Origin of the sequence: Nocardia wallacei, assembly GCF_014466955.1 — a bacterium.
In the GTDB taxonomy this organism is placed as follows: domain Bacteria; phylum Actinomycetota; class Actinomycetes; order Mycobacteriales; family Mycobacteriaceae; genus Nocardia; species Nocardia wallacei.
Genome location: NZ_AP023396.1, coordinates 1,645,154 through 1,659,389 on the forward strand (window position 1 = coordinate 1,645,154; position 14,236 = coordinate 1,659,389).

15 protein-coding genes are annotated in these 14,236 nt (G+C 70.1%); 9 read left to right on the forward strand and 6 right to left on the reverse strand.

Annotated features, from left to right (window positions below; genetic code table 11):
* Window positions 1-81: 81 nt before the first annotated feature.
* On the reverse strand, window positions 82-624 hold the full coding sequence (locus NWFMUON74_RS07580) for a TetR/AcrR family transcriptional regulator (protein WP_187687243.1): 543 nt from the start codon (window positions 622-624) through the stop codon (window positions 82-84).
* Between the two features lie 161 nt (window positions 625-785).
* On the opposite strand from NWFMUON74_RS07580, the gene NWFMUON74_RS07585 reads away from it, so the two are divergent.
* The 3 genes from NWFMUON74_RS07585 (at window position 786) to NWFMUON74_RS07595 (ending at window position 3,857) form a co-directional block, all read left to right on the forward strand.
* A complete protein-coding gene (locus NWFMUON74_RS07585; RefSeq protein WP_187687244.1) occupies window positions 786-2,210 on the forward strand; it encodes an MFS transporter in 1,425 nt (474 codons plus the stop codon).
* A gap of 70 nt (window positions 2,211-2,280) precedes the next feature.
* Window positions 2,281-3,291: an isopenicillin N synthase family dioxygenase gene (locus tag NWFMUON74_RS07590; protein WP_232110896.1), complete on the forward strand. Its 1,011-nt coding sequence runs from the start codon at window positions 2,281-2,283 to the stop codon at window positions 3,289-3,291.
* Between the two features lie 23 nt (window positions 3,292-3,314).
* The gene (locus NWFMUON74_RS07595; protein WP_187687246.1) at window positions 3,315-3,857 is read left to right on the forward strand and encodes a YaeQ family protein; all 543 of its coding nucleotides are present in this window, start codon (window positions 3,315-3,317) and stop codon (window positions 3,855-3,857) included.
* A gap of 8 nt (window positions 3,858-3,865) precedes the next feature.
* Here NWFMUON74_RS07595 and NWFMUON74_RS07600 read toward each other — a convergent pair whose 3' ends face one another.
* Window positions 3,866-4,384 (reverse strand): dihydrofolate reductase, encoded by a 519-nt coding sequence (locus NWFMUON74_RS07600; RefSeq protein WP_232110897.1) that lies wholly within the window; start codon window positions 4,382-4,384, stop codon window positions 3,866-3,868.
* A 159-nt stretch (window positions 4,385-4,543) separates the two neighbouring features.
* On the opposite strand from NWFMUON74_RS07600, the gene NWFMUON74_RS07605 reads away from it, so the two are divergent.
* Window positions 4,544-5,284: an HAD family hydrolase gene (locus NWFMUON74_RS07605; protein WP_232110898.1), complete on the forward strand. Its 741-nt coding sequence runs from the start codon at window positions 4,544-4,546 to the stop codon at window positions 5,282-5,284.
* A gap of 61 nt (window positions 5,285-5,345) precedes the next feature.
* Window positions 5,346-5,555, forward strand: a complete 210-nt coding sequence (locus tag NWFMUON74_RS07610; RefSeq protein ID WP_187687247.1) for a hypothetical protein — start codon at window positions 5,346-5,348, stop codon at window positions 5,553-5,555.
* Window positions 5,556-5,571: 16 nt separating this feature from the next.
* Here NWFMUON74_RS07610 and NWFMUON74_RS07615 read toward each other — a convergent pair whose 3' ends face one another.
* Both NWFMUON74_RS07615 and NWFMUON74_RS07620 read right to left on the reverse strand, forming a co-directional pair.
* Entirely contained in the window at window positions 5,572-6,870 is a 1,299-nt protein-coding gene (locus tag NWFMUON74_RS07615) for a sensor domain-containing diguanylate cyclase (RefSeq protein ID WP_187687248.1), read from the reverse strand.
* Between the two features lie 23 nt (window positions 6,871-6,893).
* The gene (locus tag NWFMUON74_RS07620) at window positions 6,894-7,703 is read right to left on the reverse strand and encodes an SAM-dependent methyltransferase (RefSeq protein WP_187687249.1); all 810 of its coding nucleotides are present in this window, start codon (window positions 7,701-7,703) and stop codon (window positions 6,894-6,896) included.
* A gap of 261 nt (window positions 7,704-7,964) precedes the next feature.
* Here NWFMUON74_RS07620 and trpB point away from each other — a divergent pair, with 261 nt between their 5' ends.
* The gene (gene trpB / locus NWFMUON74_RS07625) at window positions 7,965-9,215 is read left to right on the forward strand and encodes a tryptophan synthase subunit beta (protein ID WP_187687250.1); all 1,251 of its coding nucleotides are present in this window, start codon (window positions 7,965-7,967) and stop codon (window positions 9,213-9,215) included.
* A 10-nt stretch (window positions 9,216-9,225) separates the two neighbouring features.
* Window positions 9,226-10,290 carry a threonine aldolase family protein gene (locus NWFMUON74_RS07630; protein WP_187687251.1) on the forward strand — a complete coding sequence of 355 codons (1,065 nt, stop codon included), beginning with the start codon at window positions 9,226-9,228 and terminating at the stop codon, window positions 10,288-10,290.
* Between the two features lie 173 nt (window positions 10,291-10,463).
* Here NWFMUON74_RS07630 and NWFMUON74_RS07635 read toward each other — a convergent pair whose 3' ends face one another.
* Window positions 10,464-11,249 carry a maleylpyruvate isomerase N-terminal domain-containing protein gene (locus NWFMUON74_RS07635; RefSeq protein ID WP_187687252.1) on the reverse strand — a complete coding sequence of 262 codons (786 nt, stop codon included), beginning with the start codon at window positions 11,247-11,249 and terminating at the stop codon, window positions 10,464-10,466.
* Between the two features lie 148 nt (window positions 11,250-11,397).
* On the opposite strand from NWFMUON74_RS07635, the gene NWFMUON74_RS07640 reads away from it, so the two are divergent.
* Together NWFMUON74_RS07640 and NWFMUON74_RS07645 are read left to right on the forward strand one after the other, a co-directional pair.
* Complete coding sequence (locus NWFMUON74_RS07640; protein ID WP_187687253.1) at window positions 11,398-12,615, forward strand: oxygenase MpaB family protein; 1,218 nt, start codon at window positions 11,398-11,400, stop codon at window positions 12,613-12,615.
* Window positions 12,616-13,011: 396 nt separating this feature from the next.
* Window positions 13,012-13,773 (forward strand): DUF6319 family protein, encoded by a 762-nt coding sequence (locus NWFMUON74_RS07645; RefSeq protein WP_187687254.1) that lies wholly within the window; start codon window positions 13,012-13,014, stop codon window positions 13,771-13,773.
* A 9-nt stretch (window positions 13,774-13,782) separates the two neighbouring features.
* Here NWFMUON74_RS07645 and NWFMUON74_RS07650 read toward each other — a convergent pair whose 3' ends face one another.
* Window positions 13,783-13,968, reverse strand: a complete 186-nt coding sequence (locus NWFMUON74_RS07650) for a hypothetical protein (protein ID WP_187687255.1) — start codon at window positions 13,966-13,968, stop codon at window positions 13,783-13,785.
* Between the last annotated feature and the right edge of the window lie 268 nt (window positions 13,969-14,236).

Here is a 14,236-nt window from a genome sequence, read left to right on the forward strand (position 1 = left end):
GTAGGCCGCCGGTGTACCGATGCCTCGGTCATCGATCCGTATGTCGGGCGATCCGGCGGCGCCACCGTATGGGATGACCGGTCATGCCCGGATGCGCAGCCCCGCGAGGGTAACGGCGATCAACCGGTCGGCCGCCTCCGGCGAGGCTTCGCAGGCGACACCGATGCCGTGCCCCAGGCGCAGCAGATCCCGCGGCTGGATGTCGTCGCGCACCAGGCCCGCCTCCTGCGTGGGGCGCAGCACGGCGGCCGCCGCGTCGGTGATCAATCTCGAGCAGAGGGTGAAGGTCTCGGAGTCGCGGTCGATCGCGGCCTTGAGCGTGGCCGCCAGACTGCGCTTGTCCATCACGAAGTCGACCTGGGCGCGAAACCACTGCTCCAAAGCCTCTGTGGGGGAGCGGGTTTCGACGAGCTGGTGGGCCTCGGCGGCCAACCTCTCGATGCTGGATCGGTAGACGGCCTCGATCAGCGCATCGCGCTGCGGGAAATGCCGGTACAGCGTGCCCGGACCGACACCGGCGCGGCGGGCGATGTCGTCCAGCGGGGCCTGCGGGCCGTGCTCGGCGAACGCCTCCCGCGCGCACTCGATGATGCGCTCGTAGTTGCGGCGTGCGTCTGCGCGCATCGGCCGCGCCGTCGGCGTCGTTGTCGGCGGTGCGTCCACGGTTCCTCCATTGAAAACGGATGAACTCTCCGCTTAGTCTTGCGTAAGTGGAGATGTTCTCCATATCCTATCTCCAGCGTAACCGGAGACTATCTCCGCTTTAGTCCTACGATGGAGCTTCCTTGACTTCCCCTGCCCTCACCCAGGCCGCCGCGCCGCGCGCCGACACCCGGCCAGCCCGCCCCGGTATCGTCCTGGTAACTCTGCTGACCTGCCAATTGATGATCATTCTCGACGTCACCGTGATGAACGTGGCACTGCCGAGCATCCGCACCGACCTGCGTTTCAGCGCCACCGGCCTGTCGTGGGTGATGAACGCCTACACGCTCGTCTTCGGTGGCCTGCTCCTGCTGGGCGGCCGAGCCGGTGATCTGTTCGGCCGCCGGCGGTTGTTCGTCGCCGGGGCCACCCTGTTCACACTGGCCTCGCTGGCCGGCGGCTTGGCTCCCAGCGCGGGCTGGCTGCTGGCCGCGCGCGTCGTGCAAGGCATCGGCGGAGCGATGGCCGGCCCCAGCACGCTGGCCCTGCTGACCACCACCTTCACCGAACCCAAGGCCCGGATGCGCGTGCTCGCGCTGTTCTCCGGCATGTCCAGCGCCGGATTCGCTATCGGACTGATGCTGGGCGGCCTGCTCACCGAGTGGCTGGGCTGGCGCTCGGTGCTGTTCATCAACGTGCCCTTCGGATCGGCCGTCGTCGCGCTCGCGCTGCGCTGGCTGCCGCACGCCGCTCGGCAACCGGCTCGCCTCGATCTGCCGGGCGCGGTGACCGCGACCGCCGGTATCGCCGCGCTGGTCTACGGCTTCATCAACGCCGCCGCGCACGGCTGGGGTGCGGCCGCCACCGGCGTCTCGCTCGCCGCCGGAGTGCTACTGGTCGCGGTGTTCCTCGCCGTCGAGGTGAAGGCGCCGCAACCGCTGCTGCCGCTGCACCTGTTCGCCGATCGCAATCGCGCCGTGGCGTACACCAATATGTTCCTCGGCCCCATGGCGGGCATGTCGATGTTCTTCTTCCTGACCCAGTACCTCCAGGAGGTGCGGGGAATGAGCTCGCTCGCAACGGGTCTCGCGTTCCTGCCCACGGCCGCGCTGATGTTCACGATGATTCGGCTGATTCCGCGGCTGCTGCCCCGATTCGGCCCGAAGCGGGTGACGGTGACCGGCACGATATCGATGATCGCGGGCCTGGCGCTACTGACCCGGCTGTCGACCGGAACTGGCTACTTCCCGCTGCTGTTCGTGGCGATGGTGCTGATGGGATGCGGTATCGGCCTGGCGTTCTCGCCGCTGAACGTGATCATCATGTCGAATGTCGCGCCGAGTGCGGCCGGGGCGGCCGGGGGAGCGCTGCAGACGGTGCAGCAGACCGGCGGCACGCTCGGGCTGGCGATCCTGGTCACCGTCTTCGGTACCGCCTCGCGTGGCGCGACCGGCTCGGCGCACCAGGCGCTGGTCGATGGCATCACCGCCGCGTTCGGCGGCGCGGTGGTCATCGCGGTCCTGGCCTTCCTGGTCGCGCTCGCCTTCCGCGGCACCGGAAAGCGCTGACCCGAGGTGCTTGCGTTCATCTCGAGCGGAACGGTTTCCGGCCGTGACGGCCGTCCCTACGATCGTGTGGGTGAACGCCCGCCTGCCGCTCATCGATATTTCGCGCTTCCGCGGGACGGCCGCGCAGCGCGCCCGGTTCTTGGCCGAATTGCGTTATGCCGCACACGAAATAGGCTTCTTCTACGTCGTGGGCCACGGCGTGCCCGAGTCGCTGACCAACGGGATCTTCGACGTGGCGAAGGAGTTCTTCGCGCTGCCCCTGGAGCAGCGGCTGGAGATCGAGAACATCCACTCCCCGCAATTCCGCGGGTACACCGGCACCGGTCACGAATACACCGCCGGTTCGCCCGACCGGCGCGAGCAGATCGACATCGGCCCGGAGCGCCCGGCTGTCCCGCCCGCGCCCGGACAGCCCGCGTGGCAGCGCCTGATCGGTCCCAACCAGTGGCCCGCGGCGCTGCCGCAATTGCGCGCGACGACGCTCGCCTGGCAGGCGGAGGCGCTGCGAGTGAGCCGGGAAGTGTTGCGCGCGTTGGCCGCTGCGCTCGGTCAGGACGAGGGCTACTTCGACGCCTGGTTCGACGAGGAGGCGTCCACGCACATCAAGATCATCCATTATCCCGGCCGCGACACCGGCGACGACGATCAGGGCGTCGGCGCGCACAAGGACTACGGCTACCTGGCCCTGCTCCAGCAGGACGCGGTGGGCGGCCTCCAGGTACAGGGCCCGGACGGCTGGATCGACGCGGTGCCCGTCGCGGGCAGCTTCGTGTTCAATATCGGCGAGATGCTGGAGATCGCCACCCAGGGCTACCTGACCGCGACCAAGCATCGCGTGGTGAGCCCGCCGCCGGGCGTCGACCGCTACTCGGTGCCGTTCTTCCTCGGACCCCGGCTGGATGCCGTGGTCGAACCGCTGGAACTCCCGGCGGAGCTGGCGGCCCGCGCCCGCGGTGTCAGCGCCGACGCCGACAATCCGCTGCTGGCACAGTACGGCGAGAACGCCCTGATCGGCTGGCTGCGCTCGCATCCGGCCGTCGCCGAGCGCTGGTGGAGCGACATACTGGCCGAACGCACGTGAGCGGCGGCTAAGCTCCTGCGGCTATGGCCCTCAGCGCGACCGTGTACAACTTCGCCGTCCAGCTCGCCGATGTGGACCGTGGCGTCTACGCGGATGTGGAATTGCGGGTCGCGCGCCACCCGTCGGAGTCGGCCGAGTTCATGGTGACGCGGCTGCTGGCCTATCTCCTCGAGTACGAAGACGGTATCGCGTTCAGCGACGGCGGCGTGTCGTCCACCGACGAACCCGCCGTGCTGGTGCGCGACCTCACCGGACGCCTCACCGCCTGGATCGAGATCGGCGCGCCCGCGGCCGAGCGCGTGCACCGCGGCAGCAAACTGGCCGACCGCGTCGCGGTCTACACCCACCGCGAGCCCGACCGGGTGCTGGCGCAACTGAGCGGCAAACCCATTCACCGCGCCGAGGCGATACCGCTGTACGGCTTCGAACCGGGTTTCGTCGACGCTGCCGTCGCACAGCTCGAGCGCCGCAACACCGCCGGTCTGTCCGTCACCGAGCGCCGCGTGTACCTCGACCTCAACGGCGTCAGCCTGAGCACGCCGATCCAGGAGCACCGGCTGGGGTGAGGACCGGGCTACGGCCGGGCGTAGCTGCGGAAGACGTAGTAGTCCCTGCCGTTCGACGACCTCGACACCCCGGTGGTGAAGGCCATGACGAACTCCCGCGAGATCGGCGGCGCGTACACGTCGCCGGTCACGTCGGTGGACACCTCCGTCACCGAGATCACCGTCGCGTAGGGCATTGCGGTGCGGAGGGTTTCGCCGCCGCCGATCACCCACGCCTCGTCGGGCTCGGCCAGGCTCAACGCCTCCTCGATCGAGGCGGCGCGCTCGGCGCCCACGGCGTACCAGTCCGGATCGCGGGTGACGACGATGGTGCGCCGCCCCTCTTCGACGCGTGCCTCGACGGGCAGCGCGTCCCAGGTCTTGCGGCCCATGACGACCGCGCGGCCGGTGATGGTCTCCTGGAAGTGCGCCAGGTCCTCCGGAACATGCCACGGCACCGTGCCGTTCGCGCCGATGACACCCGCGCGGGTCTGCGCCCAGATCAGCCCGATGGTCCGCTTGCCGGTCGATGTGGTCGCTGGGGTCACGAGGTTCAGGATAGCCACCCGGACGGCAGGTCTAGCTACTGAACGGCAATCGGAGCTTCGGCGTGGTGCGCACGATGGCCACCGCGCGGGCGGAGCCGTCTCGTGACAGTGTGGCGGAGGTGCGGCGGCACCTGTCGCCGGAGTCGAAGGGAGGGCCGGATGAGTGCCGAGGACGCGGAGACGATGGCGCTGAGCGCCGAGAAACCGGTGCGCGCAGTGGTTTTCGATATGGACGGCCTGCTGCTGGACTCCGAGCGGCTGGCGCTGGAATCGCTGACCGGCGCAGCCGCGGAGCTGGGTTATCGAGTGCCGCCGGAATTCTGCCGCGGCATGATCGGGCAACCCGCCGACCGCTCCCGCGCACTCGTCGCCGCCACGTACGGCCCGCAGTTCCCGGTCGAGGAGTTCTTCGCCCGCCACGAAACCGGGCTCGCCCGGCTCGTCGACGCCGGGCGCCTGACCCTGAAACCGGGCGTGCACGAGATCCTGGACGAACTGGACGCGCGGGCCCTGCCCCGCGCGATCGCGACCTCATCGGGCCGCGCACGCACCGATCACCACCTACGCGCGGCCGGGATCGCGGACCGCTTCGACGCGGTGGTGACCCGGCAGGACGTCCGGCAGGGCAAACCCCACCCCGAACCGTATCTGACCGCGACCGCTGCCCTCGCCGCCGATCCGGAATACACACTGGCCCTGGAGGATTCACCGAACGGGCTGCGCGCCGCCCACGCTGCCGGACTGCGCTGCCTGCTGATCCCCGACCTGGTGGATCCCACCGCCGAAACCCGGGAACTCGCACACCGGGTCCTCGCGGATCTCCACCAGGCGATCGCCTACCTCGCCGACACCGATTCCGCGGTCTCCGCCCGCGAGGAACTGCCGGACGTGCTCGCATAGTCCGGCCCGTGGCGGGTATGCCGCGAGACGAGTACATCGTCGTCGCGAGGAGTGAACGCTCATGCGAGCCGTCACGAAGACCTGGCAGCGGATCACGGAGCTGGCGGAGTCGGCGCTCCGGCGTGATCACCGGCCCGGCACGCGCCGCCATCTCCGACTGACCTCGGCATCCGACCGCGATTCCGGAGCCGAGCACAGTTCGGTCACCACCGACCGGCCGCGGGGCGAGCCGGAATCGTCCCCGCGCGGTCTCGGCGGCATGGATTTCTGACCCGCTGACCGCCGCGCTATTGATGCTGTCGCGAGCGTGAACCCGGGCGATGCCGCGCGGCCTTGTTGCGGTACATGGCGGTATCGACGGTGTGCATCAGATCGTCGATCGCCTCGGGATGCTGGGTAACCAGCGCCGTACCCACCGACGCTCCGACCGAGATCGATTGTCCCGCCACGACGATCGGCTCGGCGAGAGCGGCCAGCAGCCGCCCGGACAGCGACACCAGCTGCTCGGTATCGGCGCACCGCTCCCGCAGCACGATGAATTCGTCGCCGCCGAGCCGCGCGGCCAAGCCGTCCGGCGCGGCGGCCGCCCGCAGCCGCTCGGCGACCGCGCGCAACACGCGATCGCCGACGGTGTGGCCGTGCTCGTCGTTGACCTCCTTGAATCCGTCCAGATCCAGATAGCACAGCCCGATGGGCGGGGCGGCGTGTGCGAGCCGGTCGAAGAACAGCACCCGGTTCGCCAGGCCGGTGAGGTTGTCGTGGTGGGCGTCGTGCCACAGCTGCGCGGCGAGCGCCTGGCGTTCGGTGATGTCGACGGAGACACCGACGAGGAAGCGGACCTCCCCGCGCGCGTCCCGCACCGCCGACATCGACAGGTCGATGATGGCCGTGGTGCCGTCGGGCCGCAGGGTCTTGGTCTCGATCCGGAAGCGGTCGATCCGGCCCGCCAGCAACTGCTCGAACTGCGCGTAGGCCGGACCGATGTTGTCCGCGCCCAGCACCTCGGCGACCGAGCGGCCGGGAATGAGTTCCGCTGGGACACCGAGCATTTCGGCCATCGCCGCGTTCGCGTCCAGCACGGTGCCGGTGGCGGCGTCGACGGTGCCGATACCGACCGAGGCGCCCGCGAAGATGGCCGCGAAACGCGCCTCGGACAGCTGGCGCTGTGCCTGGGCCTGCTCGACCGCGCCCAGCGCGGCGGTCAATGTCGCCTCCTGCTCGGTCAGCGCCCTGGTCCGCAGCGCCGCGGTGAACCCGGCCGCGAACTCGGCGGCGACGGTGACGGCCCGGTCCCGCAACCGCTCGTACTCGGCCCCGGTGCGTTCCGGGCAGAGCGCCTCGACCATGTCGCGGCAGATGATCGGCACGGTCCGGGCGACCGCCGCCGAATCCTTGTAGTTGGCGGCGACCAGGGCCGTCGCCGCGGAGCGGGCCACCATGCCGGCGTCGCCGTCGTCGCGCAGGACGGCCAGCAGCTGCGCGCACAGGTCGGCGAGCAGATCCTCGACCTGGGTGCGGGTGAGGGTCGGTGCGACGACGCCGTCGAGCGCGTCGGCCCACCGCCGGGTCACCTCCTGCGATGCCACCTGCTGCACCTGCCTACTCGAAGTCAGATCCGTAACCCCACACCCGCCAGGCCGAGCGAGCGGCCCGGCGCCTCGTGTAGATCGCGCTCGGATTCCGGCCGCCACTGCGGAATCTCGACCACGCCCGGCTCGACGAGTTCCCAGCCGGTGAACAAGTCGGTGATGGCCGCGCGATCGCGGAAGCGGATGCCGACGCGGCTCTCGTTGGCGGAATGGTCGCCGAGCCGCGCGGCATCCTCCGGGCGCTGCGCGGAGGTCAGGTGCGAGATGGCCACATGGCTGCCCGGCGCCACCGCCTCGCGCAGGGCAGCGACCCGCTCCACCGGCAGGTCCGCGTCCTGTAGTAGATGCAGCACCGCGACCAGCAGCAGGCCCACCGGCTCGGTGAAGTCGATCAGGCCCGAGTCGGCGGTCCGGGCCAGTAACTCGTCCGGCTTGCGCAGGTCCGCCTGGATCGCGTCGGCGCGGTCGTTGCCCACCAGGATGGTGCGCGCGTGCGTGACCGCGACGGGATCGATGTCGACGTAGAGCACCCGGATGCCGGGATCGATCGCCTGCGCCACCTCGTGCACATTGCCCGCGGTCGGGATGCCCGAGCCGACGTCGAGGAACTGCCGGATGCCGCGGTCGGCCAGGAAGCGCACCGCCCGGCGCAGGAACGCCCGGTTGCTCAGGGCCAATCGGGGCAGGTCGGGTACGAGCCGCTTGCCCGCTTCCGCGGCCAACCGGTCGACCTCGAAATTGTGCGACCCGCCCAGCAGGGCGTCGTACATCCGGGCCGGGCTGGCCCGGCTCATGTCCACGCCCTCGGGCGCCCACGCCGGCCTCTCCACTGGCAACCCCTCTTGTGCCTGCTCCCCGGCTCGCCTCCGAGCGGGCGGCCGGGCCCTGCGGATGCTGTGTGAACGTTCACCCGCACGGGTGTACTGCGCATATTAGCCCGCGTTTCTGTGAGCCGGTTCGGGCCCGGAGGTCGGCCTTTTAACTTCACTAACAAACTGTTAACTATTTCATTGCCCGCAGGGCATGGTGGACGTCGTACGGGTAAGACAGAGTGCACGATGTGGGTTCGGCAGTGAGACGTGTTGGTACTGATGGTTGTTGATCACGGTGTGGCGCAGGAATCCTGCGAGCCCGCTCCGCTCCCGGACGAACAGGGACGATTCGGTCGCTTCGGCGGACGGTATGTGCCCGAGGGACTGATGGCCGCGCTGGCCGAACTGGACACGGCCTATCGCGCGGCGTGCGCGGATCCGCGCTTCGGTGCCGAACTGCGGGAGTTGCTGCGCGACCGCGTCGGCCGCCCCACACTGCTGCACCGCGCGCCGCGCTTCGCGGAATCGCTACCGGCGCCGGGCATCCGGGTCTATCTGAAGCGCGAGGACATGACCCACACCGGCGCGCACAAGATCAACAACGCGCTCGGGCAGGCCCTGCTCGCCCGCCGCATGGGCAAGACCCGGATCGTGGCGGAGACCGGCGCGGGCCAGCACGGCGTGGCGGTGGCGACGGTGTGCGCGATGCTCGGACTGTCCTGCGTGGTCTACATGGGCGCGCACGACATGGGACGGCAGGCGTCGAACGTGCTGCGCATGCGGCTGCTCGGGGCGCAGGTGCGGGCAGTTCACGCGGGGCGGCGGCGATTGAAGGACGCGGTCAGCGAGGCGGTCCGGGACTGGGTGACCAACGTGGACACCACCCACTACCTGTTCGGCACCGCCGCGGGCCCGGCGCCGTATCCGCGCATCGTGCGGGACTTCCAGACGACGATCGGCGAGGAGGCCCGCGCCCAGATCCTGAAGGCCGAAGGGCGGCTGCCGGATTACGTGCTGGCCTGTGTCGGCGGTGGCAGCAACGCCATCGGGCTGTTCCACCCCTTCCTCGACGATCCGCAGGTCCGGTTGATCGGTGTGGAAGCGGCCGGGCGCGGCATCGAAACAGGGTGGCACGCGGCCACCTTGAGCGTCGGCACGCCCGGTGAGATGGACGGCTCCTTCAGCTACCTGCTACAGGACGAGGACGGCCAGATCGCCGGGACCCACAGCATCGCGGCAGGGCTGGACTATCCGGGCGTCGGCCCGGAACTCAGCCACCTCAAGGACAGCGGCCGGGTGAGCTACCCCGCGGTGACCGATGCGGTCGCCCTGCGCGGCATGGACGCTCTCACCCGCACCGAGGGCATCATCACCGCGCTGGAATCCGCCCATGCCGTAGGACACCTGCTCGAGCTGGCCGAACGCGGCGCGCTGCCCGCGGGCGCGGTGGTGCTGGTGTGCCTGTCCGGGCGCGGTGACAAGGATCTGGAGATAGCGGCACAGCAGCTGGACCTCGCCCCACCGCACTAGTCTGGGCGGGATGACCGACGCTCTTCGCCGACACGACACCACCGTGCGTGCCTTCGCCAGCGACAACTGGGCCGGTATCCATCCGGACGTGCTGGCGGCGCTGGCCACGGCCAACGGCGGGCACCAACCCTCCTACGGCGCCGACGAATACACCACCGCGCTGCGACAGATCTTCGCCCGCCATTTCGGCGAGCATGCCCAGGTCTATCCGATGTGTACCGGCACCGGCGCCAATGTGGTTGCGCTGCAAGCTGTGTTGCCGCGCTGGGGTGCGGTGATCACTGCCGAGTCCGCGCACGTCAACTCCGACGAGTGCGGCGCCGCGGAGAAGGTGGCCGGGATCAAGATCTATCCGGTGATCGCCCCCGGCGGAAAGCTCACGCCCGAACTGGTCGACACGCAGGCGTGGGGCCGGGGCAACGAGCACCGGGCCCAGCCGCTCGCGCTCTCGATCACACAGACCACCGAACTGGGCACCTGCTATTCGGTCGCGGAGATCCGGGCGCTCTGCGACCACGCGCACGGCCTGGGCATGCTGGTGCACATGGACGGCGCCCGGCTGTGCAACGCGGCGGCGACCCTGGGCCTGGGGTTGGGCGAGTTCACCACCGCCGCCGGTGTGGACATCGTGTCCTTCGGCGGCACCAAGAACGGGCTGCTGCTCGGCGAGGCGGTGGTGGTCCTGCGCCCGGACCGCATCCACGACATCACCTACCTGCGCATGCTGACCACGCAGCTGGCCTCCAAGATGCGGTTCCTGTCGGTCCAGTTCGAGGCGCTGCTCGGCGGTGACCTGTGGCTGCGAAACGCCCGGCACGCCAACGCCATGGCCGCCCGGCTGGCCACGGCGGTGCGGGCCGCCGGAGTCGAGATCGCCCACCCGGTGCAGTCCAACGCCGTCTTCGCGATCCTGCCCCCGGACGTCACCGCCCGCCTGCGCCGGCGCTTCCCGTTCCACGTGTGGGACGAGGACACCGGCGAGGTCCGCTGGATGTGCGCCTTCGACACCACTCCCGAGGACGTGGCGGCCTTCGCCGCCGCCATCGAGGAAGAGATGAGTGCCGCGCGGGCCTGAGCCACCGGCCACCTCGACGGCCCCGCATTCCGGTCGTCGCAGCGAATGGTCGTAGCAGCGAATGTCAGCCTTCCCGAGGTCCTTCATGGTGATCCCCCGAACGAATCCGATCGCCGTCCGACTGTTGCGGCCGTTGTCGCGGCTCGGCATCCGATTATCGGACCGGCGCTGACTCACACCAGGTTGATGGAATCCAGCACTCGCGTGCCGAGTTCGACGTCGCCCGTGACGGCGACCGCGCAGGCTCGCCAGGACAGGCGGCGCGTGCTCCACAACGGGAATTCCTCTGCGAGAGCGGCGATTCGGGCCGCGGCCGTGGTGACCGGGCCCGGACGCACCCGGATCCGCCCGCCACGCGGCTCCAGGCGCCAGCTGCCCCCGCCCGGTCCGGTCAGGGTGATGGCGACGGGGGCGTCCAGCCAGCTCAGCGCCTCCCGGTGCGAGCGCTCCAGCAGCACGGTGAGCCAGGTCAGCATCGAGGCCATGCGGCGCGGGTCGGTGGGCGGGATCGGGCGGTCGAGGGCCACCGCCAGGTCGTGGCGCATATGGGTGTGCCAGTCGAAAACGAGCATGGCGGGGACGAGACCCAATGGATACCAACCCAATTCGCCGATTCGGAAGGGGATCCGGTCGATGCCCGGCGCGGTCAGCGCCCGCAGGGCGGCGCAGCCGCGCCCGCTCCACTTGGTGAAGTCCGATGTCACGTGCTTGGTCGAATGCGAGCGCCGGACGTCCACCAGCTGATTGTTCAGGCGTTCGAGATCGCGCGTGGTCGCGAGCGCCAACGCGGTCGGGGTGACGATCGCGCGCGCGGTGACGGTCAGGTGGATGAGCACGTCGGCAACCGACCATCCCGGCGCCGCGCTCGGGGCGGCCAGATCCGCCACGCTCAGCTCGGCACAGAAGTCGAGCACGGCCTGCCGCTCGTCGCGCAGTGCCAACAGGTGCCGCGAACTCATCGGGTGGCTCCCGCGACTGCCGAACACTTCATGACAAGCGCACGCTACCGGTTGGGCGGGCAACCGTGGCGCGATCGCGCCTTGACACAATGAGAGAAAACGGAGTAAATTCTCTCACGACTTGGCGTCCGCTCGAAGGAGAGCAGCGATGAACTCAGCCGTGCCGCGGCGACACCCCGATTCGCCGCGCCAGGTCCCCGGCCTGCGCCCGTTCGCGCGGCTGATGCGGATCGGCAATCCCTCCCCGGAGCAGTGGCAGGAGCTGGGCGAAGCACTACTGATCGGCGACGAGCCGATGGACCGGATCGTCGACTGGATGTACGCCGAGGGGATCGAGCACACCCGCCCGCTGTTCGAGCGGGCGTTGCGCGAGGGCATCGCCGCCGTGCCGCACGCTCCCGAACCGCTGCGCGAATTCTTCCTCCGGTACGAGACCGTGCCGGACTGGGTGGACTGGGACCGGATCCGCCGCGCCGAGCGGGTGTTCCGGATGGGCGGCACCGACGGGCTCTACATCGCCCGCGACGTCTCGCTGCTGGGCGGCTATCTGGCGTCGGGCTTCAACAAGACCCTCATCCGCACCGGCGCGCTGGAGAAGGGCCCGGCCAAACGCTTCGCCGAGACCCTGCAGTGGGCGCTCGACGTCACCTCCGACGACGGCATGCGGCCCCTGGGCGCCGGCTACCGCTCGACCCTGCACGTCCGGCTGATCCACGGTTTCGTGCGGCGCCACGTGGCCGCGCTGCCGGATTGGGACGCCGAGGAGTGGGGTGTGCCGATCAACCAGACCGACATGGCGGCCACTCTGGTCGGCGCGCTGATCGCGCCGTTCATCGGAGCCATGCCGATGGGCATCGTCCCCACCCGCGCCGACCTCGACGCCGGGGCCCACCTCGCCCGCTACGTCGGCTGGCTGATCGGGGTGCGCGAGGAGTGGCTGCCGGACGGGTTCCGGGACGCGGTGCGAATCCTCTACCACTGCATGACCGCCATCACGAATCCGGACGAGACCACCCCGCAGCTGGCGATGCCGATGGGTGACGATCCGCTCGGCTGGCACTACCGCAACTTCCCGGCGCTGCGCGGCCGCATCGCGCGGGCACAGCACCTGTCGGTCGCCAGTACCTTCCTCGGCCCCAAGGCGATGCGGCAGCTCGGCCTGCCGCCGTACATGCCGCCCTGGTATCCGCTGCTGCGAATCCCGGTGAACCTCACCAGAAGTGGCGCCGCGCTGCTGCTGCCCGGCGGTGTGGAACGCGCCGCCGCCCGCGGCCGCCGCGAGCAGGAGGCGTTTCTGCGGCAGCTGATCGGCGAGCGGCCCGCGGTCATCGGCGACTCGGCGAAGCACGTGAGTCACGCCGCCTGAGTTTCGCACGGCGGCGGGTACACCCGCGCGTTGTCGTCGGCGATGTCTCCAGCCGAGTGAACAGCCCGGCAGCGGGCGCGGCCATCGGCGTCGATTGTTGCTGTGCCGACGCGCAATTCGGGTCGCGGCGGCGAAGCCGCTGGATACCGGTGCGGTGCGCGGAACCGGAAGTCCGGCGTTCCCAGTGGATATCGGTGACAGTCGGGTTGCCGTCGGCGTGGGAGGCGACGCGGGCACATCCGGCGGCGGCTGCGACCGCGCCGCGCAGTGAGCGCATACGATTCTCGCGGTCGGCCGAGATCGGTGGTCCGGCAATAATGCCGGGCGATGTGGACTTGTCGGTGGCATGGGGCATGCTCATGGCACGCAGATGTCCACTAGCGCCCGGAGAGCACCATGTCGTCCCGTCGAACCAAGTCGCAACCCTTGTCGGACATCGAGATTCGGCAGATAGCCGCGGAGATCACCGACGGCCGCCCGCCGATGGTCTGGTTCACCGCGGATGCGGTGGGTGTGCCGGAGGGGCGTTCGGGCAAGGTGGTCGCACTCGGTGACCCCGCCGAGGGCGATTTCCTGCAGGTGCGCCCCACCGGCTCCAAGGATGTGCTGTCGTTCTCGCCGACCGAGGTCACGCTGACCAAACCGGCCCGCGCGAAACCACCGGCCACGAAGCAAGCCCCCAAGAAGACAACGGCAACCAGGAAGGACACCGCAGTGAGCATGCCGTCGACCGTCAACCCTGCGCCGACGCCACCCGGCCCGGCCCCGGTCCAGCCCGCTGTCACCGAGGCTCCCAAACCGGCCGCCCCGGCTCCGAAACCGCCCGCCAAGCAGAGCCAGGGCGCCGCCGCGCGCCCGGCCCGCGAGAAGAGCGCCGGCACCGCCCGCAAGTCCAAGACCCCGGAGGTGACGGTCACGCTGTCCGGCACCGCCGACGGGGAGTGGACGGTCGACGTGACGCACGGCAAGAAGCGCACGCGCGGCCTGTCGGTCCCCGGCGCCACGGTCGCCCAGGCCGCCAAGATCCTGCACCCGGAGGTCGCCGAGGTGGTCGACGCGGTGCTGGAGTCGGTGCGCAGCAGCCAGCGCGCGAAAGTCGAACAGCTGCAGGCGGAATTGGAGCAGGCCCGCCGCCTGCTCGACGACCTGTCGGGCTGAGCGAGTCGCTCAGTGGCGTGCCGAGCGTGGCGTGCGCTCCCCGCGCCCGCTCGGCACCACGTGCTCGGTCACCACGTGCTCGGTCACCACGCGCTCGGTCACCACGCGCTCGGTCACCACGCGCTCGGTCACCACGCGCTCGGTCACCACGCACTCGGTCACCACGCGCTCGGTCACCACGCACTCGGTCACCACGCACTCGGCACCAGGCGCGCGGTCACCAGGCGCTCGGTCACCACGCGCTCGGTCACCGCCCGCTCGGTCACCACGCGCTCGGGCATCGGCATCGGGACAGTGCGCATCGGCCGCCGAGCCTGACCCCGGTAGCGGGATGGTGGCGCACGGCAGCGCGGCGGCGACTCGCGCGAGAACGTAGGACACGGCTCGGTCGAGTCGCTGGTTCTGCTCCTGTGAGCGTTAACAACCCGCTAGGATCCGGGTTCGGCCGATTGGTCGTCCGGTG

What these genes read in the sequence shown, in the direction of transcription:
- NWFMUON74_RS07580 (WP_187687243.1), bottom strand. Translation starts at nt 624, where the DNA reads ATGCGCGCAGACGCACGCCGCAACTACGAGCGCATCATCGAGTGCGCG.
- NWFMUON74_RS07595 (WP_187687246.1), top strand. Translation starts at nt 3,315, where the DNA reads ATGGCCCTCAGCGCGACCGTGTACAACTTCGCCGTCCAGCTCGCCGAT.
- NWFMUON74_RS07605 (WP_232110898.1), top strand. Translation starts at nt 4,544, where the DNA reads ATGAGTGCCGAGGACGCGGAGACGATGGCGCTGAGCGCCGAGAAACCG.
- NWFMUON74_RS07610 (WP_187687247.1), top strand. Translation starts at nt 5,346, where the DNA reads ATGCGAGCCGTCACGAAGACCTGGCAGCGGATCACGGAGCTGGCGGAG.
- trpB (WP_187687250.1), top strand. Translation starts at nt 7,965, where the DNA reads ATGGTTGTTGATCACGGTGTGGCGCAGGAATCCTGCGAGCCCGCTCCG.
- NWFMUON74_RS07630 (WP_187687251.1), top strand. Translation starts at nt 9,226, where the DNA reads ATGACCGACGCTCTTCGCCGACACGACACCACCGTGCGTGCCTTCGCC.
- NWFMUON74_RS07635 (WP_187687252.1), bottom strand. Translation starts at nt 11,249, where the DNA reads ATGAGTTCGCGGCACCTGTTGGCACTGCGCGACGAGCGGCAGGCCGTG.
- NWFMUON74_RS07640 (WP_187687253.1), top strand. Translation starts at nt 11,398, where the DNA reads ATGAACTCAGCCGTGCCGCGGCGACACCCCGATTCGCCGCGCCAGGTC.
- NWFMUON74_RS07645 (WP_187687254.1), top strand. Translation starts at nt 13,012, where the DNA reads ATGTCGTCCCGTCGAACCAAGTCGCAACCCTTGTCGGACATCGAGATT.